Annotated in this window: 24 protein-coding genes; 15 read left to right on the forward strand and 9 right to left on the reverse strand. The window is 38.6% G+C overall.

Annotation, left to right across the window (positions count from 1 at the left end; all coding sequences use genetic code 11):
• The 8 genes from DD649_RS09830 (at position 1) to DD649_RS09865 (ending at position 6,812) form a co-directional block, all read left to right on the forward strand.
• Positions 1 to 591 carry an ATP-binding cassette domain-containing protein gene (locus tag DD649_RS09830; protein ID WP_294106963.1) on the forward strand — a complete coding sequence of 197 codons (591 nt, stop codon included), beginning with the start codon at positions 1 to 3 and terminating at the stop codon, positions 589 to 591.
• A 206-nt stretch (positions 592 to 797) separates the two neighbouring features.
• A complete protein-coding gene (locus tag DD649_RS09835; protein ID WP_294106703.1) occupies positions 798 to 1,019 on the forward strand; it encodes a HEAT repeat domain-containing protein in 222 nt (73 codons plus the stop codon).
• 182 nt (positions 1,020 to 1,201) lie between these two features.
• A complete protein-coding gene (locus DD649_RS09840; protein ID WP_294106705.1) occupies positions 1,202 to 1,501 on the forward strand; it encodes an HdeA/HdeB family chaperone in 300 nt (99 codons plus the stop codon).
• 542 nt (positions 1,502 to 2,043) lie between these two features.
• Entirely contained in the window at positions 2,044 to 2,703 is a 660-nt protein-coding gene (locus DD649_RS09845) for a helix-turn-helix transcriptional regulator (protein WP_294106707.1), read from the forward strand.
• A gap of 11 nt (positions 2,704 to 2,714) precedes the next feature.
• On the forward strand, positions 2,715 to 3,782 hold the full coding sequence (locus tag DD649_RS09850) for an alanine racemase (RefSeq protein WP_294106709.1): 1,068 nt from the start codon (positions 2,715 to 2,717) through the stop codon (positions 3,780 to 3,782).
• Between the two features lie 15 nt (positions 3,783 to 3,797).
• On the forward strand, positions 3,798 to 4,958 hold the full coding sequence (locus tag DD649_RS09855; protein WP_294106711.1) for a M20 family metallopeptidase: 1,161 nt from the start codon (positions 3,798 to 3,800) through the stop codon (positions 4,956 to 4,958).
• Positions 4,959 to 4,967: 9 nt separating this feature from the next.
• Positions 4,968 to 5,432, forward strand: coding sequence for a RidA family protein (locus DD649_RS09860; protein WP_294106712.1), 465 nt, complete (start codon positions 4,968 to 4,970; stop codon positions 5,430 to 5,432).
• A gap of 84 nt (positions 5,433 to 5,516) precedes the next feature.
• Positions 5,517 to 6,812 carry an MFS transporter gene (locus DD649_RS09865; RefSeq protein ID WP_294106714.1) on the forward strand — a complete coding sequence of 432 codons (1,296 nt, stop codon included), beginning with the start codon at positions 5,517 to 5,519 and terminating at the stop codon, positions 6,810 to 6,812.
• A gap of 50 nt (positions 6,813 to 6,862) precedes the next feature.
• On the opposite strand, the gene DD649_RS09870 is transcribed toward DD649_RS09865, so the two are convergent.
• Positions 6,863 to 7,759: a LysR family transcriptional regulator gene (locus tag DD649_RS09870; RefSeq protein WP_294106716.1), complete on the reverse strand. Its 897-nt coding sequence runs from the start codon at positions 7,757 to 7,759 to the stop codon at positions 6,863 to 6,865.
• A 97-nt stretch (positions 7,760 to 7,856) separates the two neighbouring features.
• On the opposite strand from DD649_RS09870, the gene DD649_RS09875 reads away from it, so the two are divergent.
• The 3 genes from DD649_RS09875 to DD649_RS09885 all read left to right on the forward strand — a co-directional run bounded on the left by DD649_RS09875 (position 7,857) and on the right by DD649_RS09885 (position 11,202).
• Positions 7,857 to 9,194, forward strand: coding sequence for an MFS transporter (locus tag DD649_RS09875; protein ID WP_336430408.1), 1,338 nt, complete (start codon positions 7,857 to 7,859; stop codon positions 9,192 to 9,194).
• Complete coding sequence (locus DD649_RS09880) at positions 9,191 to 9,589, forward strand: hypothetical protein (RefSeq protein ID WP_336430413.1); 399 nt, start codon at positions 9,191 to 9,193, stop codon at positions 9,587 to 9,589. The genes DD649_RS09875 and DD649_RS09880 overlap by 4 nt, the downstream gene beginning before the upstream one ends.
• Before the next feature lie 152 nt (positions 9,590 to 9,741).
• On the forward strand, positions 9,742 to 11,202 hold the full coding sequence (locus DD649_RS09885) for an MFS transporter (RefSeq protein WP_294106721.1): 1,461 nt from the start codon (positions 9,742 to 9,744) through the stop codon (positions 11,200 to 11,202).
• Between the two features lie 88 nt (positions 11,203 to 11,290).
• Here the strand turns inward: DD649_RS09885 and rpoD are convergent, their stop codons facing one another.
• The 4 genes from rpoD to rpsU form a co-directional block, all read right to left on the reverse strand.
• On the reverse strand, positions 11,291 to 13,138 hold the full coding sequence (gene rpoD, locus DD649_RS09890) for an RNA polymerase sigma factor RpoD (RefSeq protein ID WP_294106723.1): 1,848 nt from the start codon (positions 13,136 to 13,138) through the stop codon (positions 11,291 to 11,293).
• Positions 13,089 to 13,256 (reverse strand): hypothetical protein, encoded by a 168-nt coding sequence (locus DD649_RS09895; RefSeq protein ID WP_294106725.1) that lies wholly within the window; start codon positions 13,254 to 13,256, stop codon positions 13,089 to 13,091. The genes rpoD and DD649_RS09895 overlap by 50 nt, the downstream gene beginning before the upstream one ends.
• Positions 13,257 to 13,320: 64 nt before the next feature.
• Positions 13,321 to 15,066 carry a DNA primase gene (gene dnaG / locus DD649_RS09900; RefSeq protein ID WP_294106727.1) on the reverse strand — a complete coding sequence of 582 codons (1,746 nt, stop codon included), beginning with the start codon at positions 15,064 to 15,066 and terminating at the stop codon, positions 13,321 to 13,323.
• A 122-nt stretch (positions 15,067 to 15,188) separates the two neighbouring features.
• On the reverse strand, positions 15,189 to 15,404 hold the full coding sequence (rpsU, locus tag DD649_RS09905; RefSeq protein ID WP_001144069.1) for a 30S ribosomal protein S21: 216 nt from the start codon (positions 15,402 to 15,404) through the stop codon (positions 15,189 to 15,191).
• 330 nt (positions 15,405 to 15,734) lie between these two features.
• On the opposite strand from rpsU, the gene tsaD reads away from it, so the two are divergent.
• Positions 15,735 to 16,754, forward strand: a complete 1,020-nt coding sequence (gene tsaD / locus DD649_RS09910) for a tRNA (adenosine(37)-N6)-threonylcarbamoyltransferase complex transferase subunit TsaD (RefSeq protein WP_294106741.1) — start codon at positions 15,735 to 15,737, stop codon at positions 16,752 to 16,754.
• 83 nt (positions 16,755 to 16,837) lie between these two features.
• Here the strand turns inward: tsaD and DD649_RS09915 are convergent, their stop codons facing one another.
• Both DD649_RS09915 and plsY read right to left on the reverse strand, forming a co-directional pair.
• Positions 16,838 to 18,370 (reverse strand): PAS domain-containing methyl-accepting chemotaxis protein, encoded by a 1,533-nt coding sequence (locus tag DD649_RS09915; protein ID WP_294106743.1) that lies wholly within the window; start codon positions 18,368 to 18,370, stop codon positions 16,838 to 16,840.
• A 415-nt stretch (positions 18,371 to 18,785) separates the two neighbouring features.
• Positions 18,786 to 19,442 (reverse strand): glycerol-3-phosphate 1-O-acyltransferase PlsY, encoded by a 657-nt coding sequence (gene plsY, locus DD649_RS09920; RefSeq protein WP_294106745.1) that lies wholly within the window; start codon positions 19,440 to 19,442, stop codon positions 18,786 to 18,788.
• Between the two features lie 107 nt (positions 19,443 to 19,549).
• Here plsY and folB point away from each other — a divergent pair, with 107 nt between their 5' ends.
• Complete coding sequence (gene folB, locus DD649_RS09925; protein WP_294106748.1) at positions 19,550 to 19,909, forward strand: bifunctional dihydroneopterin aldolase/7,8-dihydroneopterin epimerase; 360 nt, start codon at positions 19,550 to 19,552, stop codon at positions 19,907 to 19,909.
• 40 nt (positions 19,910 to 19,949) lie between these two features.
• On the opposite strand, the gene DD649_RS09930 is transcribed toward folB, so the two are convergent.
• Together DD649_RS09930 and DD649_RS09935 are read right to left on the reverse strand one after the other, a co-directional pair.
• Positions 19,950 to 21,194: a multifunctional CCA addition/repair protein gene (locus tag DD649_RS09930; RefSeq protein ID WP_294106752.1), complete on the reverse strand. Its 1,245-nt coding sequence runs from the start codon at positions 21,192 to 21,194 to the stop codon at positions 19,950 to 19,952.
• A gap of 4 nt (positions 21,195 to 21,198) precedes the next feature.
• A complete protein-coding gene (locus DD649_RS09935) occupies positions 21,199 to 21,816 on the reverse strand; it encodes a TIGR04211 family SH3 domain-containing protein (RefSeq protein ID WP_294106754.1) in 618 nt (205 codons plus the stop codon).
• 272 nt (positions 21,817 to 22,088) lie between these two features.
• Here DD649_RS09935 and DD649_RS09940 point away from each other — a divergent pair, with 272 nt between their 5' ends.
• Both DD649_RS09940 and glnE read left to right on the forward strand, forming a co-directional pair.
• A complete protein-coding gene (locus DD649_RS09940; RefSeq protein WP_294106756.1) occupies positions 22,089 to 23,051 on the forward strand; it encodes a CYTH domain-containing protein in 963 nt (320 codons plus the stop codon).
• Positions 23,052 to 23,063: 12 nt separating this feature from the next.
• Positions 23,064 to 25,916 carry a bifunctional [glutamate--ammonia ligase]-adenylyl-L-tyrosine phosphorylase/[glutamate--ammonia-ligase] adenylyltransferase gene (gene glnE / locus DD649_RS09945; protein WP_336430445.1) on the forward strand — a complete coding sequence of 951 codons (2,853 nt, stop codon included), beginning with the start codon at positions 23,064 to 23,066 and terminating at the stop codon, positions 25,914 to 25,916.
• Positions 25,917 to 25,985 lie beyond the last annotated feature (69 nt).

The following is a 25,985-nucleotide window of genomic DNA, read 5'->3' on the forward strand; positions in this document are numbered from 1 at the left end:
ATGCTAGAGGTTCAGAATTTATGTATTGAACAAGGTGGTCACCGGCTTTGGGATAACCTTTGTATTTCATTATCGAATAATGAGCGGCTCGGTATTTCTGCCCCTAGTGGATTTGGTAAAACCACATTAGGGCGTGTTCTAGCGCAATGGCAGCCGCTTTCCCAAGGAACTATTCTATTTGAAGGTAAACCATTAGCTCAGCATGGCTATTGTCCGATACAGCTGGTTCCCCAGCATCCTGAGAAGAGCTTTAATCCTTACCGTAAAGTCGGCGATAGTTTACATGATGCATGGAAACCCGATGCACAATGGCTTGCATTATTTTCAATTAAATCTGAATGGCTAGAAAGACGTCCTAATGAGCTTTCTGGTGGTGAACTCGCACGTATTGCGCTATTAAGAGCGCTTGATCCGCGAACTAAAATATTAATTGCCGATGAAGTGACTGCGCAATTAGATTCACACTTGCAGCAGGATATTTGGCAGCAATTAATTAAATTATCCCAAGAGCGACCCCTTGCGATGATTATTTTTAGCCACAATAAAGCTTTACTCGAAAAAGTCTGTACGTCAGTAATAACAACTAATTAGAGTAATCAAAGGGTTGTAACATTATTCTATACCCAAACTAAGTATGCACTTAAAATAATCAGGTGTGGTGAATGTTTCAAATGTTAGACCTTTTAAGTGTAAGTTAATTATAAACACCCTGTTTATATATCATAATATACATAAATGTTACCCTTAATATAATATAATATTGTGTCTTTACTAGATTGATATTAATAAGTGATTATATGCAAGAAGAAATAATTAAAACGCTACTTGAATTGACATTTCGGGGTAATGACGATGTGAAGATCGAAGCAATATCAGCGTTAGGTGATTATGAGGCAACGCTAGAGCAACAAGATGCAGTGAGTCGATTGATTGAATTATGTAAAGATCCGAACAGAGAAGTAGCTGTATCTTCAATTAAATCATTAAGTAAACTATCATCGTATTTTATTAAAAAATAATACCTATTTAAATTGTTTTTTATTATTGGGAGTTAATGACTTTATTTGAATATCTTAAAGTGAGTTAAACTGTTTTGCTTTATTTTAATCATCAAAAAAAGAGTATATTAAACTTAATAATATTGTGATAAAAATAAACAGCCAGATAATTATTTATTATTGATTCACACAAGAGGTTTTCAATGAAGAAAATTTTTATTTCTAGTATTTTGGCTGCGACCGCAGCATTCTCTTTTAGTGCTATGGCCGCTGACACGAGTAGTGTCACACCTGAAAAGATGACCTGTCAGGAATTTATTAATTTGAACCCACAAAGTTGGGCACCTGTAGCACTCTGGGTCACTAATCAGGAAACGCAGTTTAAAGGCGGTGATTATGTCGCATTAACTGAACAAAGTATCACAGAAGCCCCTCAGATTGTGGCATTCTGTAAGAAAAAGCCTGAAGGCACATTACAAGATTATTTAGCGTCAAAAAAATAAGTAAGCATTATTTTTAAAGTAAATTTAATAGATGTTTGCTTTTGTTTAGTACAAAAGCAAACACTAGATAGTAGGGCATAATACAAAGACTGATTATTTATGATAAGAATTTTTGTTTTACTTTATTGGCTCTTGAGAGTCTGTAACTTAAATTTTTCCAGTTAGTTTGCTATATTTTTTGTTCTTCCTCAAAATCTTTATCCTTTCCAATCAATGTACTTTTAGCTGCTTTTTCAAAATAGTGAAAAAACAGTTTTAATCCTTTAGTTCAAATTCTATATGCTCAGGCGTTAGCTAACAAAAAGTTTGGTTATTAACTATTCGCTTCTTTAATTTCACAATAAAGTAATTTCCTTAAAAACTCTTTCATCATCATATAATTAGCATTTATACTGAAAATGCTAGATTTCATTGTTTTTAAGTAAAGCAGAATTTTTGTTAGCTATAATTAAGATATAGATCACAAAATGGTCAAGTCTTGATTGAGCTCCTATAATAATCTAACTAATATTCAGTTAGTCTAAAAAAAAGTTTGGTATCATATGAAGATTATTCAGGACAATTTTGAAATGTTTTTGGCTGTAATGAAAGGTGTTGCAGGCCAATTTGGTGAGAGTTGTGAGGTGGTGTTGCATGACCACAGTAAAGGGCTCGAAAGTAGTATTGTTGCCATTATTAATGGCCATGTGACAAAACGTAAAGTGGGTGACCCTAGCAGTAATTTAGGTCTTGAAGTTTTGCGTGGTACTGATGTTGATGGGGATAAATATAATTATTTTACCCAAACTAAAGATGGCAAAATGTTACGCTCAACATCGATTTACTTGCGTAACGATGAAGGAAAAGTAGTAGGTGCTTTATGTATTAATCAAGATATTTCTGAGTTTATTGCTGCAGAAAAGGCAATTCAAGGGATTACTCAGCGAAATAGCATTGAGCAAGACACAGTAAAAGAAGTTTTCGTAACTGATGTAAATGAAATTTTGGATCATCTTATTCAAGAATGTATTCAAGTGATAAAAGTTCCCGTCATTAACATGACTAAAAAAGATAAAATGGATGCTATTAAATTTTTTGATATCAGAGGTGCTTTTTTAATAAAAAAATCGGGTGAGAAAATTTGTGAATTTTTGAATATATCTAAATATACCCTTTACACATATTTAGCTGAATTAAAGGGGGAAGACAATGATAATGAATAAAAGAGGAATTTATGCCAATAACACCTTATGTTGCTTTAGATTTACAGCAACTAGAAAAAAATGTCCGAGGAATGACAAATAAATTAACACTACAAGGTATTGAACATTGGCCTCATGTTAAAACACATAAATCTATTGAATTAGCAAAGTTTGAAATTGAATGTGGCGCAAAAGGCATTACTTGTGCCACATTACAGGAAGCGACTGTAATGGCTAAAGGGGGAATTAATAATATTCTTTTGGCGTATCCAATGGTCGGAGTAGAAAAATGCCAGCAATTTGTACAGTTAGCTAAATTAGCCAATATAAGAACAATAGTTGATAGCTTACAAGGAGCGGAACAACTATCTAACGCTGCAACGAACGAAAACCTTATTATTGATATTTATATTGCCATTGACTACGGTGCTCATCGTGAAGGTATTCAGCTGGAAGATTTAGAGAGTTTTGCATTAAAAATTAAAAAATATACGGGCTTGAATATTATTGGTGTATTTACTTATGCAGGTACAATTTATCAATATACAACAGAACCAGAAATACGTAAAGCCGCTAAAGCAGAAGCTGATTTATTATTATTATGTGCACAAAGACTGAGAGCAATAGGTATTGATATACAAAGAACATCTGGAGGTTCAACATTATCATCTTTTTATGCTGAAGAATTAAAAGGCATAACAGAGTCTCGAGCAGGTAATTTTATTTTTGGTGATATGAATGCAATATATGCGGGTATTTATACTCCCAAAGATTGTGCTTTAACGATTAGAACATCAGTTGTGAGTATTCCTATTAAAGGATATGCAACAGTAGATGCAGGAACGAAAACATTAACATCAGATCAATCTGCTGAAGCTGGATATGGCTACATTGTTGAGGAACCTAATATTAAGCTTGTTAAGCTTAATGAAGAGCATGGATATCTTCGTTACGATCCAGAGACAATAGAATTAAAAATTGGAGATGTATTAAATATTATTCCAAATCATAGCTGTGTAATTCCAAATTTAACTAATAAAATTTATGCATTAAATAATAACGAATTAGATCATATTATAATACCAAACGCACGATATTAATTATCGGAGAGTAAAATGTATCAATTAAACAATAAGCAACAAAATGAGTTGCTAGAGCTTCTTTGTGCTTTAATTAGAAACAAATCTGAAAACCCACCAGGTGAAGAACAACAAGTTGCTGAGTTTATTTATACTTACTTTAAGCGGGAAAATATAGAGGTTGAACTCCAAGAGGTTGCACCAGGTCGACCGAATGTTATTGCGCATTTAAAGGGAACAGGTAAAGGAAAGCATCTTTTATTTAATGGCCATATTGATGTAGTTCCTTGTGGTTGTGGCTGGAGTAGTGAGCCGTTTGACCCCGTAATTAAAGACGGCAAAGTGTTTGGTCGTGGAGCTGCTGATATGAAGTCAGGGGTAGCAGCAATGATGTATGCTGCTACGTTATTAACGCGTAATAAAGATCAATTTTCGGGTGAATTAACATTAATTTTTAATGTTGATGAAGAACGAATTAATCTCGGCATGCTGCACTATATTAAAGATGGAATTACAGCCGACTATGCAATAATTGGTGAGCCAACCTCACTCGATGTGTGTATTGCTCATAAAGGTGTCAGTCGTTATAACTTAAGTACAAAAGGTACTGCAGGGCATGCGGCTAAAACACGTTATCCAGATAGCGCCATTGCTAAAATGGCTAAAATATTACCAGCATTGGAACATCATCGCTATTTAGTTGAAGAGATTGAACATCCATTATTAGGTAATGCTTCAATGATTATTACTACAATTAAAGGGGGAACTGCTCCAAATATTGTTCCACAACATTGCGATATAGAGATTGATAGGAGGTTAATACCTGGCGAAAATCAGCAGGAAATAGAACAAAAAATTCACCAAGCAATTGCTGATTATAATGAGCAAGAATTAATTGAATACGAACTCGATAATTATTTATTTATACCTGCATCTGATATTTCAAAAGATCATGAATTAACAGTATTAGCCCTTGATGCAGTAAGTCGATTTACAAAACGAGATGCGCAACCACAAATATTTGAAGCTACTTGTGAAGCACCATTTTTTTCGGTAACGAGTAATATCCCAACATTGATTATGGGGCCGGGTGGTTTGGCTCAGGCTCATATTAAAGATGAATTTGTTGAAATTAAAGAGTTATATCTTGCAGCTGAAATATATTATGACTTAGCAAAAGATATATTAAATAAATAGGATGTGTTAATGATTATTGAACAAAAATTAAAAGAAAAAGGGATTATATTAGCAATGCCAGGGAAACCTAAGTTTTCTTATGTTTCAATTAAACAATGTGGTGATTTAATTTATACATCAGGCCACGATTGTAAAAAAAATGGGAATTTAATTTATAAAGGTTCGTTAGGAAAAGAGCTCACACTAGAACAAGGGCATGAAGCCGCCAAACAATGCATTATTAATATATTCTCCTCACTGAAAGATTATTTAGGTAATTTAGATAGAATTGATGAATGTATTAAGTTACTTGGCTTTGTTCAAAGTACGACTGAATTCAAAGATCAACCCTATGTGATGAATGGAGCATCTGATTTTTTAATCGAAATATTAGGTGAAAAAGGAAAGCATGCGCGTTCAGCAATAGGAACCAATACTTTACCTTTTGATACACCAGTTGAAATTGAACTCATAATAAAAATTAAACCTGAATAATAAAAGAAAATATATTAAAAATATAAATCTGCGGAATGTTATTAAATTCCGCAGGGTCCGATTACGTCTTAAAGGTACTTAACTATGTCACTACACGCGAGTAAAAGATTAAAGCGTTGGCAATTTATTGCGCTGACATTCTTATTGATAGCAGGCATTATTAACTTTCTTGATAGAGCCTCACTTTCAATAGCTAATTCTACTATTAGTAAAGAACTTGGTTTTAGTGCAACCCAAATGGGGTTATTGTTATCCGTTTTCTCTTTCGGTTATGCGCTTTGTCAATTACCGATAGGTATGGTCATGGAGCGTTTTGGGGTTAAAAAAATCTATGGCTTTGGTTTATTTTTATGGTCACTTGCGCAGACAGTGACGGGCTTTTTATCTTCATTTACCCACTTGGTTATTGCTCGCGTAGTTTTAGGAGTTGGTGAAGCACCACATTTACCAACAGGCGTAAAAGTCGTTAATGATTGGTACAATATTCGTGAACGTGGATTACCAATGGGTATTGTAAACATGTCCTCAACGCTGGCACAAGCATTAGCACCTCCATTGCTTATTGCTTTGATGCTTGCATTTGGTTGGCGTACCATGTTTATTATTATTGGTATTAGTGGGATTATCCTTTCTATTCTTTGGTTTATTTTTTATCGTAATCGTGAACAATTAGATTTAACTGAAGAAGAGCTGAATTATTTAAATGATGGTGCTCCGCCGTCATCAACAAATAAAGTGACATTTAAAGAATGGGCATCCTTATTTAAGCAGCGTTCTTTATGGGGCATGATTATTGGTTTTAATGGTGTTGGTTATATGGTTTGGTTATATCTAACATGGCTACCTGCTTATCTTGAAAACTCTCGAGGATTGAGTCTAGAAAAAACAGGTTGGGTGGCGGCTATTCCTTTCTTGTTCGGTGCATTAGGAATGTTAGTTAACGGTGTTGTAGCTGACTGGGTTGTTAAGCGCGGTGCCGATAAAATGAAAAGTCGTAAATGGATGATTTGTTTAGGGCTCCTTTTTGCAGCAATGTTTACATTGCCGGCAGCATATACTGAAAGTACTGCGTCAGCTGTTGCTTGTATTAGTTTAGCATTATTCTCAATCCACTTTGCAGGTACCTCGGCTTGGGGATTGATTTTAGTATCAGTACCTTCACGTTTGATTACCTCGGTGAGTGGTATTCAGAATTTTGGCGGATTCATTGGTGGATCTTTTGCTCCTATTATTACAGGTATGATTGTTGATAAAACGCATTCATTTACATTGGCACTAGTTGTTTGTGCTGTTGTCGCATTTCTAGCATCACTGGTTTATTTTTTCTTTGTTAATGAGCCAATTAAAGATCCAGCAGAAATGAAGTTGCAATCTATTTAGTGGTATAGCTCTATATTTTTTAAAACAGCCATCTTGTTTAGGTGGCTGTTTTATTTAATGGCAAGATGGCTAACCAAAAAATCAATAAATGCACGTGTTTTAGCGGGTAATGCGACGGTATTTGGATAAAGCAATTGAATATTTTGTGAAGGCAAGTGGAGTTCAGGGAATAAATGAGTCAGCCGTTTATGCTTAATATCTTCCCCAATTAACCAAGCGGGGCAAATTGCAACACCTAAAGAAGACAATACCATTTGATGAATAACGGCAGCAGAATTAGATTCATACTGACTTTTAATTATGGGTAAAGGGATTTTTTCACCTCTATTATTTTGTAAAAAGTATTGTGTATCTTGCCAATTTAATAAGCTGTGAGTGATCCACGGAATATCAGCTAAATCAGTAATGCTGTTGATTGAATGTTTTTCAATAAATTGAGGTGTTGCAACGAGATAAATAGAATAATCGCCAATTTTACGCGTTTTTAGGGATGAGTTTTTTAAATTACCAAGCCTTATTGCTAAATCTAGTTTTTCGGTAACTAAATCATCAAGGGATGAATTAAATGAATATTGTAGACGTAACTTAGGATAAAGACGGCAAAATTGCGGAAGTAATGGCAAGATAAATCGTTGCCCAAATTCATTGGTTGATGAAAAGCGTAATAAACCAGTCACACTAGTGCCTAAATTTTGGCTTCTTTCAAAAGCTTCATCAATTTGTAGCTGAATACGTTTGAAATCATCGTAAAAGTATTTTCCTACCTCTGTCAGTGCAATATTACGAGTATTGCGCGTCAATAAACTCACATTAAGCTCTGTTTCTAACTGTTTAATATCAATACTGACCATTGAACGGCTCAAACCTAATATATCAGCTGCTTTGGTAAATGACCCCGAATCTACGACCTGTAGAAAACTCATTATCTGCTTGAGATTTTTTTGCATAATCTGTTCAATTGTTTGCTTATATTAAACAATGATTTTACTTCTCTTGCATCGACAAAGAAAGGGCTAAACCCTATTCTTTGCGCCGGAGGTAGTTATGTCTTATCGATATAAAATCGCAACAGTGTTTCTGATCGGCTTCTTTATTGATTGTATTAATATTTTTATGTCAGCTATTGCACTGCCTGACATTGCTGGGGCGTTTTCAACTAGCCAGTCAATGGTTGCTTGGGTATCAAATGCGTATATTTTGGGTTTAGTGCTGATTATGCCGATAAGCTTATGGTTAGCGGGTCGGCTCGGTAATCAAAAACTAATGTGTTACTCAATGCTGCTATTTTCTATCAGTGTTTGGCTTTGCGGTATGAGTGATTCTATATATAGTTTGATTTTCTGGCGTTTTATTCAAGGAATGGCGGGGGGATTATTAATACCTGTTGGACAGGCATTAGTTTTTGCATTATTCCCAGGAAATGAGCGTCATCGTATTTCCACTATGATTATGACAGTCGCACTAATAGCACCAGCTTTTTCACCTGCACTTGGTGGGATTATTATTGATTCATTATCGTGGCGTTGGGTTTTTTATTCTAATTTGCCTTTTTCATTATTAGCGGCTTCTTTAGCGTGGGGATGGATTAAAAATAGCGAACGACAAGAAAGAGAAAAACCAGATATGTTTGGTTTGCTGATCGTCAGCTTAAGTTTATTAAGTTTGTTATTATCATTTTCTTTTTATAATGACTACCACAGTCTTATTTTGGCGTTGAGTAGTTTTGTTTTTTCGGGTGCTATGCTGTTTTTTTATATTCAATATGCCAAAAAATGCCAAGCGCCTATTCTTAATCTTCAATTGTTAAAAAATTATAATTTGCGAAATGCCTTTATTGTTTATTACGCCGTGCCCGGTATTTTTACTGGGGTAAATTTGCTGAATATTTTTAATCTACAGATAAATCTTGGTTTTAATGCCGGCGAGACAGGGTTATTCATGTTGATATACGCTGCTGGAGCGCTGGTATCGATGATAAGTGGTGGATATCTTTACCATCGTATGGGAAAGAAAAGCCTATTTGTTATTGGTATTCTTTTACACAGTGTCGGTATATTTCTTTTATTTCTAGTGTCGAGTTCCACAGATTTAAGCACCCTTATTCTTGCCTATTTATTAATGGGAATGGGTGGAGGGATCAGTGCAAATACCGCTCAAATAAGCTCATTAATCGATTTTGCTGATAAAGATTTATTACAAGGCAGTGTTCTTTGGAATATTAACCGACAAGTCGCATTCAGTGTGGGCACAGTGGTCTTGATATCCATTTTTAGTCTTTCTTCTGCATCAACAGACTCAATGCGCTATCAATACACCTTTTTTATCGCGTCGATACTCGGCCTATTATCATTAATTTCAGTTTTAAGAGGAAAAAAACAATGAACGCTAAAATGAATAAAGCACTACAAAGTGTGATTGACTTACATATTTTGATTGAAGATGTTTTCACCGGAAATAATAAAGAAGAAAGCTTAAATCAGCTTTTAGAGAGCTTCGATAATGATTTTAAGATGGTCACTATAAGCGGTATGCGTATTGGATTGACTGAAGTCACCGCATTATTTAGCCAAAATAGAGGAGGAAAGCCAACACTAAAAATCACGCTACAAAATATCACTCCTCTATATGAGCTTGAAAACTATTGCTGGATTCAATATCAGGAGCAGCAACAAACTGACAATACCAATACCCTTCGCACATCGGTTGTCTGTATTAAGGTTGAATCTGAACGATGTGATTGGGTTTATTTACATGAAACACCAGTTTTAAATAAATAAGCTAAAGAATATCTATCAATAGACAATAAACGGCTTTTATGAGCCGTTTTTATTTTCCTGATAAAATAAATGATATTTATTCTCATTTGTGATTGACCATCGGTCGGTCGAGTATTATTATGCCATTCATCTACTAAGATGGACAACATAATATGAAACGTATTTTTTTGATCTTTGCAGTTTGTCTGGGGACTTTTATGGCGACCTTAGATATCAGCATTGTGAATGTCGCTTTACCTGCAATAGGGCAAGATTTGAATGCGAATATGTCATTATTGCAATGGATTATTGATTCGTATGCATTGTGTTTATCAGCGCTGATTTTATCTGTGGGTCCTATTAGCGATCGCTATGGGAGAAAAAAAGTGTGGTTAATTGGTGTTGCCATTTTTACACTCGGTTCTGCAATATGCGCATTTTCAACTACGTCATCTACGCTTATTGGTGGGCGGATAATTCAAGGTATTGCGGCGGCAGCATTAATTCCGGGGGCATTATCGATTATCACTCAGGCTTTCACCAATGATATAGAAAGGATAAAAATTATTGGTATTTGGTCAGCTGTGAGTGCGCTGTCATTAATTATAGGGCCGATACTCGGTGGCTTTTTAGTCGATACCTTGGATTGGACAACTCTATTTTTGATTAATATACCGATAGGATGTATTACATTGCTTGTAGGTTTGTTAGGTATTAAGGAAAGTAGTGATCCTGATAAAGCCGCTTTTGATCCGATAGGTCAAATACTTAGCATCTTTGCACTGGGGGGGATCACTTTTGCTTTAATTGAAGCTGGAGATAAAGGCTGGGGAAATTATTTAACATTAAGTGGTTTAACGCTTGGTGTCATTGCATCACTATGTTTCATTTTTATTGAAGGAAAAGTGGCTAAGCCACTGTTACCCATATTTTTATTTAAGCAGAATACCTTTTTCTTTCAATACAATATGGCTTCATTTTCACTAGGTTTTGCGACTTACAGCAATGTTTTTTTTATTGCACTTTTCTTACAAAAAGGACAGGGTTGGGGAGCGTTGGAAGCGGGCCTTAGAATGGCACCAGAGTTTATTGCCATGGCACTTTTTTCATTTTCCTTTGGTAAGCTATCGAAATTTTTTAGTGTCAGAAATTTGATGATGATGGGCTTTGTTTTAATAGCAATAGCGTCAATGATGTTAACTCAGGTTAATTTTGATACGCCTTATATTCCTATAGCTCTAATGCTCTTTATCTTGGGGGCGGGAATGGGTATGGCAACACCAGCGATTAGCTCGCTTGTAATGGCTAGCGTAGAAAAAGCTTACTCAGGCATTGCTTCTGCGGTGATGAATGCGCTCAGGCAGACAGGGATGACACTTGGTATTGCATTACTTGGTACATTGATGACTCATCGTGCGGTGGATAGGCTACTGAACGACAATCAATTAGCGGCCGTATTTACAGAGAAAGAGCTTGAGCAAATGATTAATGGCGTACCAATCACTTCATCTATATTAATTGAAAATACCATTCGTAGTGCTTTTACCTCGGGTTTTAATGTGGCGATGTTGGGGGGGACAGTGGTGATTTTGGCGAGCTTAAGTTTAATGATAAGGCGCAAAATAGTTCAATAATACAGTTAGTCATTATGATTTAGTGTGGTAAATAAAAAAACACCTGCCGAAGCAGGTGTTTATATCAACGAGCAAATTTGCGAATTAATTATTCGTCAAGGAAGCTACGCAGAACTTCTGAGCGGCTTGGGTGACGCAATTTACGCAATGCTTTCGCTTCAATCTGACGGATACGTTCACGGGTAACGTCGAACTGTTTACCCACTTCCTCAAGGGTGTGGTCAGTGTTCATATCGATACCAAAACGCATACGTAGCACTTTCGCTTCACGAGCAGTTAAACCTGCTAATACTTCATGAGTCGCTGAACGTAAGCTTTCTGACGTAGCAGAGTCTAAAGGTAATTCTAAAGTCGTATCTTCAATGAAATCGCCTAAGTGTGAATCTTCATCATCACCAATTGGTGTTTCCATGGAGATAGGTTCTTTAGCAATTTTCAGCACTTTACGAATTTTATCTTCAGGCATTAACATGCGCTCAGCCAGTTCCTCTGGCGATGGCTCACGGCCCATTTCTTGCAGCATTTGGCGAGAGATACGGTTCAATTTATTGATAGTTTCAATCATATGAACCGGAATACGAATTGTGCGAGCCTGATCCGCAATGGAGCGAGTGATAGCCTGACGTATCCACCAAGTTGCATAAGTTGAGAACTTATAACCACGGCGGTATTCAAATTTATCAACCGCTTTCATCAAGCCGATATTACCTTCTTGAATCAAGTCAAGGAACTGTAAGCCACGGTTGGTGTATTTTTTCGCAATCGAAATAACCAGACGTAAGTTTGCTTCAACCATCTCTTTTTTCGCACGGCGCGCTTTCGCTTCACCGATAGACATGCGACGGTTGATATCTTTGACTTGTTCAATCGTTAGACCCGTTTCTTCTTCAACTTGGCGTAGTCTCTGTAAGCAACGTAAAATTTCTTCTTCAACTTCTAGCAGTTTTTCGGACCACGGCTTGTTCATTGCTTTGGCAGCAGTCAACCAAGTCTCGCTGGTTTCATTACCACTAAATAACGTGATGAAATTTTTCTTAGGCATTTTGCATTGTTCAACACAGAATTTCATGATGGTACGTTCTTGCAAACGCACTCTATCCATCATTTCACGCATATTGTTGACCAAATAGTCAAACTGCTTAGGTACTAAACGGAACTCTTTGAAAACATCAGACAACTCTTGAATAGCTGCGGCTGTTTTTGCATCACTACGGCCATATTGCTTGATATGTTGACGTGTTTTTTCATATTGAATACGAAGATCAGAGAACTTTTGACGAGCTAATTCAGGATCGATGCTGTTATCATCTTCGCTATCTTCCTCATCTTCCTCGTCTTCATCTTCATTATCATCTTTGTCAAGCTCTTCTTTTGGTAATTCAGAGCCAACATGTGTTGCGGTCGGAGCGAAATCCTCTTCAGCATTTGGGTCGACAAAGCCTGTAATCAAATCTGATAAACGGCTTTCTCCTGCCTCAACACGGTCGTATTGTTCAAGTAGATAAGTGATGGCCTCAGGGTATTCAGCGACAGAACACTGAACCTGATTGATACCATCTTCAATACGTTTTGCGATGTCGATTTCACCTTCACGGGTGAGGAGTTCGACAGTACCCATTTCACGCATATACATGCGTACAGGGTCAGTTGTACGGCCAATTTCACTTTCAACACTGGACAACACTTGTGCAGCAGCTTCTGCTGCATCTTCATCAGTATCGGAAGTATTTTCAGCCAAAATTAAATCATCAGCATCAGGTGCTTCTTCCATGACCTGGATGCCCATGTCATTAATCATCTGGATGATATCTTCAATTTGATCTGAATCGACGATATCTTCCGGCAGATGGTCGTTGACCTCAGCATAGGTTAAATAACCTTGCTCTTTACCCTTGGTTACGAGTAACTTTAGCTGCGACTGCGGGTTTTGCTCCATAAGACGGTATCCACACTTCTGAGTATTTAGATTGGTGTCGGTCGGCGAAACTATCGGCCAACAAGAACATACAAAGGGAATTTTTATTGTTTGCTACGCCCTTTATATTTCGTAGCATTTAAGGCATCAGCCTTGTTTTATGCGGCACTTAAGCCGTTTAGTATACTAATTCTGGGTTATATTTACGTTTTCATTCGAGAAAGCGTTATCAAGCTGACTTCTTTACGCTCTTCCGAGGTCAGTTTTTGTGTTCGTTCTTTTGCTATTAGATAGTTGAAACGTTCATCGAGTGCGCTATTAAATAGATGGTTTAGCGCATCTATAAATGTATTTTCCGCTATCTCCTCTATCTCTATATCGTTCCAAGTTGCTAGTTTTTCAAGCTGTGATGCATATTTATTATCGCGATAGCGCTCTAGCAGTTGCCCTGTGGTCATTCCGGGGTTGGAACGGCAAACATCAACCAATTCCTGAAATAGTGAAAGCCCCGGCATTTGTATATGGGCTATTCCCTCTAATGAGGGAACAAGTTCCGAAAGGTTCGGATTTTGTACCAACAGTGCGATTAATATTCGCATTGTCGTTGGTTTTAATGTTGGCGCCTGATAGTTTGGTTGCTCAGTAGTCTCTCTATCAATCATAGCAAGAACTTGAGAAATATCCGGTATACCAATAAAATTTCCTAATTCTTGGGCCATATAAAGGCGCAGAGTTTCACCTGGTATCTGCTTTATCAATGGGATAGCAAGTTTACTAAATTTTGCTCTCCCTTCAGGTATGGTTAAATCAACCTGAGGAACCAGTGAATCAAATAAGAACGTTGATAAGGTATGGGCATTTTGCATTCGTTGCTCAAAAGCCTCTTTACCTTCTTTACGTACCAATGTATCAGGGTCTTCGCCATCAGGTAAAAACATAAAACGTAGTTGGCGACCATCACTTAGATAAGGAAGTGCCGTTTCAAGGGCGCGCCATGCAGCTTCTCTTCCTGCTCGGTCTCCGTCATAACAGCAAATTACAGTGTCCGTTGAGCGATATAATAATTGGATATGTTCTGACGTTGTTGAAGTGCCTAGTGAGGCGACCGCATAGCTGATGTCATACTGAGCAAGTGCCACAACGTCCATATAGCCTTCGACGACAAGTAACTTTGTTAGTTCATTACTATTTTTTGTTGCTTCATATAGACCAAATAATTGGCGGCCTTTATGAAATATGTCAGTTTCTGGTGAGTTTAAGTATTTAGGTAATGCGTCACCTAATACACGACCACCAAAAGCGATAACACGACCACGTCTATCCCTGATTGGGAACATGACTCGTTCTCTAAAACGATCATATGTGCGGCCTTTATCATTAGTCACTAACATGCCAGCAGCATCAAGTTGCTGACGGCTTTCGGGATTAACTGCAAATTTTTTGAGCAAATTATCCCAGCCCGGAGGGGCAAAACCTATGGAAAAATGCGCAATAATATCTGCACTTAAACCACGTTGGCTTAAATAATCTTTGGCTTTATTTGCCGTTGGATGATTTAAGGCAGCGCAGTAAAACTGATTAATTTTCTCCATCAACTGATAAAGATTTTGTCGTTGATGTAGTTCAATTTGGCTTGCTCCTGTTCCTGTTTCGTATGGAACATCAAGACCGTGTGATGATGACAACTCTTCTATTGCTTCGACAAAATCAAGTTTGTCGTAATTCATTAAGAAATCGATGGCATTACCATGAGCACCACAACCAAAACAATAATAAAATTGTCTTTCACCATTAACAGTAAATGATGGTGTTTTTTCATTGTGGAACGGACAGCAAGCGTGATGGTTTTTACCCTGTTTTTTTAACGGGACTTTTGCATCGATTAAATCAATGATATCTATTCTTGCTAACAAGTCATTGATAAATGAACGCGGAATTCGTCCAGCCATAAGCCTCTTTTTCGCCTGTTGATGAACGATAATAAGCCGCGCTTCCTTTCGGAAAGCACGGCCTTTAACTGCTTACTAATACTGCCTGTAATGGTTGCGATTAGTATCGCGACCGAGAGATACTAATACAGGCGAGTACGGCGTGCGTTTTCGCGAGCCAGTTTCTTAGCATGACGCTTAACTGCAGATGCTTTAGCGCGTTTACGCTCAGTCGTTGGTTTTTCATAGAATTCACGACGACGAACTTCTGCTAAAACTCCTGCTTTTTCACAAGAACGTTTGAAACGACGTAGTGCAACGTCGAATGGCTCGTTTTCACGTACTTTAATTACCGGCATGTGCCTCTCACCTCAATAGAAATCGGTTTGTTGCTGGTATTGGTTCACCAGCCTTCATTTAAAATGGTGCGGAATTTTACTTCAATGAGTACGGGTTTGTAAAGTGCCGTATAAAATTGAATCACGCAAGATTATCTGTTTTTCTGCTGTTTCGTTGAAAAAACAAGCAAAACCAAATAATAATGAGAATTAGCCACACGAAATTTTTATTACAGGGTGTTGATTATAGACTATACAACAGGGAAAGTCAGCCTTTATGCCAACATTAATTACACGATAGTCCAAATTTAATGATAAACTCGAACAGATGTAATATACAAGGGTAGTGTCATGCGCGTTTTAGGTATTGAAACTTCTTGCGATGAAACCGGGATCGCAATCTATGATGATAAACTAGGTCTGTTAGCTAATCAATTATACAGCCAAATTAAAGTCCACGCAGACTACGGTGGTGTTGTTCCTGAATTGGCTTCTCGCGATCATATTCGTAAAACAGTGCCGTTAATCCAAGCTGCACTTAAAGAAGCGAATTTAACGCGTGCTGATATCGATGCGGTGGCTTATACCGCAGGTCCTGGACTTGTCGGTGCATTGATGGTTGGCGCAACTGTTGGGCGTTCTTTAGCATTTGCATGGAATGTGCCTGCGGTGGCAGTTCATCATATGGAAGGTCATTTATTGGCGCCAATGCTTGAAGATAAAACGCCAGAATTTCCTTTTGTTGCACTACTCGTTTCAGGTGGTCATACCCAGCTTATTAGTGTGACTGGAATTGGTGAATATGAGTTACTGGGCGAATCGATTGATGATGCTGCCGGTGAAGCTTTTGATAAAACGGCCAAACTTCTTGGATTAGATTATCCTGGCGGGCCAGTGTTGTCGCGTATGGCGCAACAAGGTGTAGAAGGGCGATTTGTATTCCCACGACCAATGACAGACAGACCAGGTCTTGATTTTAGTTTTTCAGGATTAAAAACATTTGCCGCAAATACCATTCGTAATAATGCCGATGACCCGCAAACACGCGCTGATATTGCGAGAGCATTTGAAGACGCTGTCGTTGATACATTAGCAATTAAATGTAAGCGTGCACTTGAACAAACAGGATTCAAGCGTTTGGTTATGGCTGGCGGCGTAAGTGCAAATCGTGCTTTACGTGCAAAAATGGAAACTGTACTTAAACAACGTGGAGGCGAAGTTTTCTATGCACGCCCTGAGTTTTGTACTGATAATGGCGCAATGATTGCATTGGCCGGTTTGATCCGTCTTAAAGGCGGTTCAACGACAGGACTTGCGGTGACCGTGCGCCCACGTTGGCCTCTCGCTGAACTTCCTCCTCTCGAAAAATAAGACGTAATTCATTTTTGAATAAAAGAGCTGAAATCAGCTCTTTTTTAATGACAAATTTTTAGTTACAAAAATTGAATGTGTGATTAATGTAAAATCGTCACTGCATCTTCAAGGCGAATAGCACGATTTTTGACCATATTGGATGTCTGAGTACTTTGCTCTACTAACATCGTACTTTGCTGAGTAATGGATTCCAACTCACTAACGGCTTGTGTAATGTCTGATAATCCTACGGCTTGTTCAGAAGTCGCATGACTAATATGGGTAATTAGCTGGGTAACATTTTGCACTTGATTCACAATATCTTTCATTGTGCTGCCTGCGGTATTGACTTGTACCTTTCCTGAGTTAACTTTCTTTTCGCAATCGGTAATCAGTTCTCGAATATCGTTAACCGCACTAGCACTTCGGCTGGCAAGGCTGCGAACTTCTTTGGCGACGACAGCAAAGCCTCTCCCTTGTTCTCCGGCTCGTGCGGCCTCTACAGCAGCATTAAGAGCCAGTATATTGGTTTGAAAAGCAATATCTTTAATCACATCCGTAATCGAGTTTATTTTACTGGTGCTATGTACAATATCATCCATGGTATTGACGACTTCTTCCATGATAGCGCCACCGTTGAGGGCGGTTTCACTGGTTTGATTTGAAAGCTTATCTACCTGAGTTGTGTTATCAGCATTCATTTTAACGGATACCGTCATTTGATTCATGGTGGCGACCGTTTGCTGCATATAACCTACCGTTTTTAGTGTATGGCTATCGAGTTTACCGCAATCATTGACAATGGATTCGCTGCCTTTACGTACATTATCGACCTGTTCAGAAACATCATTGATTAGCCAACGACAAATTAAGCCAAGTTGACCAATTGCACGTAAAAGTAGGCCTATTTCATCTACACGATTCATATGGTCAATACTATTGCGTTCACCTTTTGCCACATTGAGTGCTTGTGCTGTGATATTTTCGATAGGTTTTGCGATTGTTCGTTCAAGAGCCAAACTACCGATTATTAGCGTCAAGAATGTACAAATGCTCGAGGTGATTAAGGGCATCTCGCGCATCCCAATGGCTGCTGCCATCGAAATCCACACAATAAACAATAAAGCCATTAACAAGCGAATTCGCCAACGAGTGGATATGGTTGAACAATGAAATAATCTATTTTTGGCCAGTACAATACCTTTGTAGATTTTTTTACTGCATCTATTGTCACACATGGCTGCATAAAGCGGTTCTACGGCGGCGATTTCTTGGCGAGTAGCGCGGATTCGAATTGACATATAGCCTGTAATTACACCCTGCCTTTCCATGGGAATGATGTTTGCTCTTACCCAATAATGGTCACCATTTTTACGTCTGTTTTTGACGATGCCAGTCCATGGTTCTCCTTTTTTTAAAGTTGACCACATATCAGCAAATGCTTCTTTTGGCATATCAGGATGGCGAATAATATTGTGAGGTTTATGGAGTAATTCGTTTAATTCATAACCACTAACTTGAACAAAGAAATCATTGGCATGGACTATGTTTCCTTGTAAGTCACTTGTCGTCATTAATGTTATATCTTCATCTAAGATATGTTCGTTTTGAGTGATATAAAGAGTTCTGCTCATGTTATTACCATTATGTTATACCCACCATTTTTGAAGTAACAGAGTGTCGGTTCTCGCTAAAGGGCGTCCTTTGGACTTCATGGTCAGAGATTGACGTAAAATTCATCAGGAATATTCATTTTTCGACTATCTGTAACTCGAATTATTTAGGGTATGGTTTTATTTTGCTTCTATATAGTCGACAGCTTGTAAATATTCATTAGTAATAAATTTGCAATTATTTAACTTTTTCTTAAAAATGTGCGCTACCTATGATAAATAGGTGCGATAGCACGATCTGCTGTTCATACAGTTTTAAGGGTAGATATATCACTTTTGTTCTTCATGACTTTTTGTAGAGAGGAAAAAGGATGGGAGAATAACATGGGCAATAGGCGTTAAAAATTAGGCTGAAAGCTCAGCCCAATTCCGAGAATTAATCGTCTTGTTCCTGATCTTTGACTTCTTGAGCAATTTCTTTGTTTGTTTTTTGCTTTTTATTTTTCAATTTTTGCCAAATACGACTTTCTTGTCCGCGCCATAAACGCTGTATATTGGCGTGGTGACGTACGAGAACTAAACAAGAAAGCATCGCCACAGGGAAGGTGAACTCTGGTTTGAACCACCAAACATAGAAAGGGGCTAGCAGTGCGCTTACGATAGCTCCCAGTGATGAATAACCGCTAAGAAGAACCGTTAGTAGCCAAGTCCCCGCAATCAAGCCTGAGAGATCCCAGCCAATGGCAGCGATTGAGCCGAATGCTGTTGCAACGCCCTTACCACCTTTAAAATGAAAGAAAACCGGATAAATATGGCCTAGGCAGGCTGCAATTGCGACAAAGCCAAGATAGAATGGTTGCACATTTAAATAGTAAGCTAGCCAAACAGGTATCATCCCTTTTAACACGTCGCAAATAAGTACTGCGGCAGCGGCAGCTTTACCACCGACACGTAATACGTTAGTTGCACCAGGATTTCCTGAGCCGTGTTGACTCGGATCAGGTAGTCTTGCTAAACGGCAGATCAGTATCGCACTGGAAACTGATCCACAAAGGTAGGCGAAGATTATCATGCCAAGCGCGGTTGCACTCATAGCTAACTCCAAAACGGTTAAGGCCATATATTCACTTCAGTCTTGGATAATACGCATATTTTTCCAGAAGTGGTATCAATTCAGCATAGAAACGAGAAAATGACGTGATGGATATCGTATTTATTGAACAATTATCAATCATTACCACCATTGGTGTATATGACTGGGAACAAGATATTGAACAAAAGCTAGTGCTCGATATCGAAATGGGATGGGATAATAAACGCGCGTCAATGAGCGATAATGTAGAATACTGTCTAGATTATGCGCAAGTTAGCAATGCGATAATTAATCATGTTGGGAAAAATAAATTCGGACTAGTAGAACGAGTTGCTGAAGAAGTTGCTCAACTTTTGCTTAATCAATTTCAATGTCCTTGGGTTCGAATTAAAGTCGCCAAACCGGGTGCTGTCGCTCGGGCACTTCAAGTTGGGGTTATAATCGAAAGAGGCACGAAAACGGCTTAAAAAATGACTGGCGGCATTCTACCGCCAGTATCGCCAAGCGCTATAGCTTCATTTTTAATATTTGCTGCTGTTGCTGCCAGTTTGCAACTTTTTCAATTCGCTGACGCGTTAATTCATCTCTAATCTGCGGACCTTGGAAACCTTGCTCAACAATCGGTTTTACATTGACACTTTGTGCAACGTTAAAGGCTTGGCGTAGAAACTCAGCTTGTGGGTAAGCTTGTTGCTCAAGGCCTTTTCTTCCTCGAGCATCGGCCTCACTGATGATACTTAATTGCAACACGCGTTCAGGTTTTCGCCAACTATCTAAGCCATCAAACAACTGAATTAAGTTAACCGCGCTCAGCTTATCGATAACATGGACTTTATCATGATAGCGCGCGCTAAGGCGGGCAAGATCACGCGCATTGGTGGGCACTTTTAACCTTTCGCAAAGTTGCTCGATTAGCGGGATACCTGCTTCACCGTGATTTGGATGGCTCGGCCAGATATTTTTAGGCGTTAGCGCTTTACCCACGTCATGGCATAGCGCGGCAAAACGGATATCGATATCTTGAGATAAACTTGCCACTATTTTCATCACCATTAGTGTATGAATTCCTGTGTCAATCTCAGGATGCCATTTTTCCGGTGCAGGAACACCAAACAGGTTATCTATTTCAGGAAAAAGGACCGCAAGAGCACCACATTGACGTAAAACATCAAAGTACACTTGAGGTGAGTTCGACATTAATGCCTTTTGTGTTTCTGTCCAGACTCGTTCAGCAGTTAAGTACGATAACTCACCTGAAATAGTGATCGATTGCATTAACGCCATAGTTTCTGGCGCAATGCTAAACCCTTGTTCTTGGTAACGTGCTGCAAAGCGAGCGACGCGTAATACACGTAATGGATCTTCAGCAAAAGCCGCTGAAACGTGGCGTAGTAGACGATTGTTTAAATCATCAACGCCATGATAGGGATCAACAAGTTCACCTGAGTCGTCTTGCGCAATCGCATTAATTGTCAGATCTCGACGTAATAAATCATCTTCAATAGTGACATCCGGTGCGCTATAGCAACTAAATCCGGTATAACCTGTGCCAATTTTCCGCTCTGTTCTTGCTAACGCATACTCTTCATGCGTTTTTGGGTGCAAAAAAACAGGAAAATCTTTTCCGACTTGCTGAAATCCTTGCGCTAACATAGCTTCAGGTGTGGTGCCTACCACCACATAATCTCTATCTGAAATAGGCAACCCAAGTAGTTGGTCTCGTACTGCACCACCAACGAGATAAACTTTCATTATCTTAATTCATCCAACGGTCATGACGTTTTTTACGACGTGGAATAATATGAGGTAAAATCAAACCAAAAATAAGGCCAACACCTGCAACGCCACCGCCATACATAAACCACTGTAAGATCAGTTCGCGACGACGGTCATCAAGGTTAACTTCGACAATTTCGAGCTTTTTGCCTGCTTTAATTAACTCGTTTTTTAATTTTTCATTTTCAGCTTTTAACTGTTTAACGATGCTATCGTTATCGGCAACGCTTTGCTGCATATTGGCAGTACGCGTATTCCAAGTATTATCGATATTATCTAATTGTTGACGAAGTTTTTGATTTTCAGCTTCAAGTTCTGGAATACGTATTTTCATACTCGGCGTATTATTTAATTGCTCAATAGGAAGCCAAACTGTTCTCCCTTTTTCATCTTTGACTTGAGCAAATTTGTCATCTGTTGAGATAAGTTCAACAGGTTCTCCAGCATTGAGCGTACCAACAATGCGATATTTAGTCCCTGGGCCACTATGGACATAAGTTGATAACTCATCTGATACATAACGCTTTTCTGCTGCGTGAGCGCTAACTGATAGGCCTAGCCCCATGATTGAAATTAATAATAATGGAATTTTTCGCATGGTGTTTAGTATCTTTTTTTAGGTGAATGGATTTTATATTATTCAAATACTAATGAGTTAAGTGTGCGTGTGCAAATGCTTAACACTAAATGTTTGTAAAGAATGAGAACTATCTTAACTCACTAAATAAGACATTTTTTAGTACGGATATCAATATAACCCTCTACAAGAAGGTGAAAGTGTAGAATTTTTGGTTTCTGTGCAGTTTGTTTTCTCAGGCAACTCTGATTGGGGTAATATGAAGGCAGTGAAATTGTCAAATAAGGAAATATATGAGCCATATAGAAGTTGAACTCAAACTAGATGCAAAGAGTTCTGCTATTGATGCTGTTCGCCAGTGTGTATCGGCACTTTCTCATCAGCATATCGAACCCAGTAAATTGACAAATATTTATTTTGATACGAAAGAAAGGCAATTACGTCAATGGGATATGGGGCTGCGAATTCGTGGCTATGATGGACACTATGAAATGACTATTAAGACAGCCGGTCAGGCTATTAGTGGGTTACATCAGCGTCCTGAATATAATATTGATATAGATTCCCCTGAACTTGATCTGGCCGCTTTTCCGGCTGAGATCTGGCCAGAAGACACAGATATTCAAGCGTTACAAACACAACTAGAGATTTTATTTAGCACTAATTTTGTACGTGAAAAGTGGTTAACTACTTTTGAAGACAGTGAAATTGAAATTGTTTTTGACCAAGGCACTATATCTGCCGGTTCGAAAGATCTTCCTATACAAGAGTTTGAACTAGAACTGAAAAAAGGTTTTGTCGCCGATGTGCTTAATTTAGCTAAAAAGTTGGCAGATATTGATGGCCTGCATCTTTCTTCAATCAGTAAGGCGGCTCGTGGTTATTCGCTGCTTTCTCCCGAAGTTGCGCCATTAACTCCGCCTGACGCAGTGTTTGATTATGAACAGCAACCATTAGAACAGTCATTAACACGCATGCAGTTGCTGTGCCAACAGCATGAAACTTATTGGTTAGCGGATGGTAATCATGCAAGGCAAGGGTTAGAAGAGTTTTTACGTTTTGTTCAGGCTTTTTTAATTCATTATCAAAATTCAGCTCCGCACTTTATTCATGACACTCCCCTTGAGCAACTGCGCTTAAATGTGGCTGATGAAAGTATGAGTGCCGATACCTTTTGCTATAGTAGTCCTTGGCTAAAATGTAAATTAGCATTTATACAATGGTTGATCGCCTTAACTTATTCAGATGTTCCATAAGGTATTGATGAAATGCATCCTTTTCCTCAGTTGCTGCAAAATAATAGTCAACGTATTTTAAGTCAGTTAACAGAACAAGCGAGCGAGTTACTGCCGCTCAGTGAGCAAGAACTTCACTTTTTATCGTTTAGTGATTTTGCGCTTAAACAGGTACTGGCTCATTCACGTTTTTTGCTACAAATTCGTGTTCAACCACCTCAAGCAGATGAGTGGCAACATTATGCCGATTGGTTGAAAGAGGATGTATTATCTGTTTCGAATGAAGAACATCTAATGCAGGTATTACGCACTTTTCGTCATCAAGTATTGGTGCGTATTGCCTGGATGCAAACATTAGAAACATGTTCACAAAAAGAGACAATTCAACAGCTTAGTGAACTCGCCGAAGCTTTAATCGTCGCGGCTAGAGACTGGTTGTATCACGAGTGCTGCCAATCGTGGGGTACACCTTGTGATAGTGAAGGTTATCCGCAAATTTTACTCGTTCTTGGAATGGGTAAACTGGGTGGGCGAGAGCTTAATTTTTCATCTGACATTGATTTAATCTTTGCTTATCCAGAAAATGGAGTGACGCGAGGAGGGCGTAAAGAACTTGATAATGCACAGTTTTTTACGCGATTAGGTCAAAAACTTATTCGTGTGTTAGATCAAGTGACTGCTCAGGGCTTTGTTTATCGAGTCGATATGCGCTTGCGTCCGTTTGGTGATAGCGGGCCACTGGTGTTCAGCTTTTCTGCACTTGAAGATTACTACCAAGAGCAGGGGAGAGACTGGGAACGTTATGCGATGGTTAAAGCACGCATTATGGGGCCTGATAGCCTGCATTATGCGGATAGCTTACGTAAGTTATTACGCCCTTTTGTTTACCGTCGATATATTGATTTCAGTGTTATTCAATCTTTGCGTAATATGAAAAATATGATTGAACGGGAAGTCAGACGCCGTGGTTTAGTGAATAATATTAAATTAGGCGCAGGTGGTATCCGTGAAGTTGAATTTATTTCTCAAGTATTTCAGTTGATACGGGGTGGCCGAGAACCTGTTTTACAATCCCAATCTTTATTTGCTACATTACAAGCTATTCGTGATTTAACTCTTTTACCCGATGAACAGGTAGTTATCTTAGAAGATAGCTACATTTTCTTGCGTCGTGTTGAAAATTTGCTGCAAAGTATTGACGATCAACAAACACAAACCTTACCAGACGATAATTTGAATCAAACTCGAATTGCGTGGGGAATGGGTTTTACCGATTGGCACGCATTTTATCAAGCTTTGACGCAAAAAATGGCCGCAGTGCATCATATTTTTACTGAGCAAATCGGTCAAGATGATGAAGCCGACGATACCAATACTTGTGATGAAATTTATATCACCCTTTGGCAAAGTGAATTATCTAAAGAAGAACTTGCAACATATTTGCCGTCAGCAGATGAAGAGATTGCACAAAAAATTATTCATGCCATTTTGATGTTTCGTCATGATTTGAATAAACGCACAATAGGCCCGAGAGGTCGTGATGTGCTTGATGAATTAATGCCAAAATTGCTCGCCAAAGTGGGTGAGAGAGATGATGCAGGGCAGGTCATTGAGCGGATGACTCCATTGCTACTCAGTATTGTTAGTAGAACTACTTACCTTGAACTGATGCTTGAGTTTGATGAGGTGCTAACTCATGTGATCCGCTTATGTGCGGCTTCACCAATGATAGCCGAACAATTGGCTCAGCATCCATTATTACTCGATGAACTTCTTGATCCTCAATCTTTATATCAACCTTTACCTTTAACATCTTATCGTGATGAATTGCGTCAATATTTAATGCGTGTGCCAGAAGATGATGAAGAACAGCAGCTCGAGGCATTACGCCAATTTAAGCAGGCTCAACTTTTGCGCATTGCAGCAGAAGATATTTCTGGCGTTTTACCTGTGATGAAAGTAAGCGATCATCTGACTTATTTGGCAGAAGCTATTATTGATGCTGTTGTGCATCAAGCATGGCAGAAAATGGCAAAACGCTATGGCGAACCAGCTCATTTATTGCAACAAGATGAAAAACAATATGGTTTTGCGGTATTAGGTTATGGAAAACTTGGGGGATGGGAGCTGGGTTATAGTTCTGATCTTGATTTAGTTTTCATTTTTGATTGCCCAATAAACGTCGTGACTAACGGGGAACGCTCTATCGATGCATGGCAGTTTTATTTACGTGTCGCGCAACGAATAATTCATCTTTTTAGTACTAGAACGACTTCGGGTGTTTTATATGAGGTTGATGCACGTTTAAGACCTTCTGGCGAGTCAGGTATGTTGGTGAGTACTATCCAATCTTTTGGCGAATATCAACAAAATGAAGCATGGACGTGGGAGCATCAAGCTTTGATCCGTGCGCGGATGGTATTTGGGGATACGCCGCTACAGCAAAAATTTAATCAAATTCGTCATGAAACACTTTGTACCGTGCGTGACCCCGATGTATTACGCCAACAAGTGCGTGATATGCGCTTGAAAATGCATCAGCATTTAGGCAGCCATGAACAGAGTTTATTTGATTTAAAAGCAGACCCAGGCGGCATTACGGATATTGAGTTTATCGCGCAATATTTGGTATTACGTTTTGCATCAAAGAAGGATGTCTTAACGAAGTGGTCAGATAATGTACGTATTTTTGAGTTAATGGCGAAAAATGATTTGATACCTCAAAATGAAGCGGATGCATTAACGCATGCCTATGTCACCCTACGTGATGAGCTTCACCATTTATCGTTGCAATCGCTTCCTAGTCGTGTAGATATTGGCCGTTTTTCAAATGAAAGAAAATTAGTGCTTGAGAGTTGGGCTCGCTATTTAGGGCCAATATCTTGAGGTATGACGGGTTAATATCCTAAACAATTTGAATTGTAGCTGATATTATCCAATATGCTAATATTGGCG

Source organism: Providencia sp., assembly GCF_003533305.1.
GTDB lineage: Bacteria > Pseudomonadota > Gammaproteobacteria > Enterobacterales > Enterobacteriaceae > Providencia.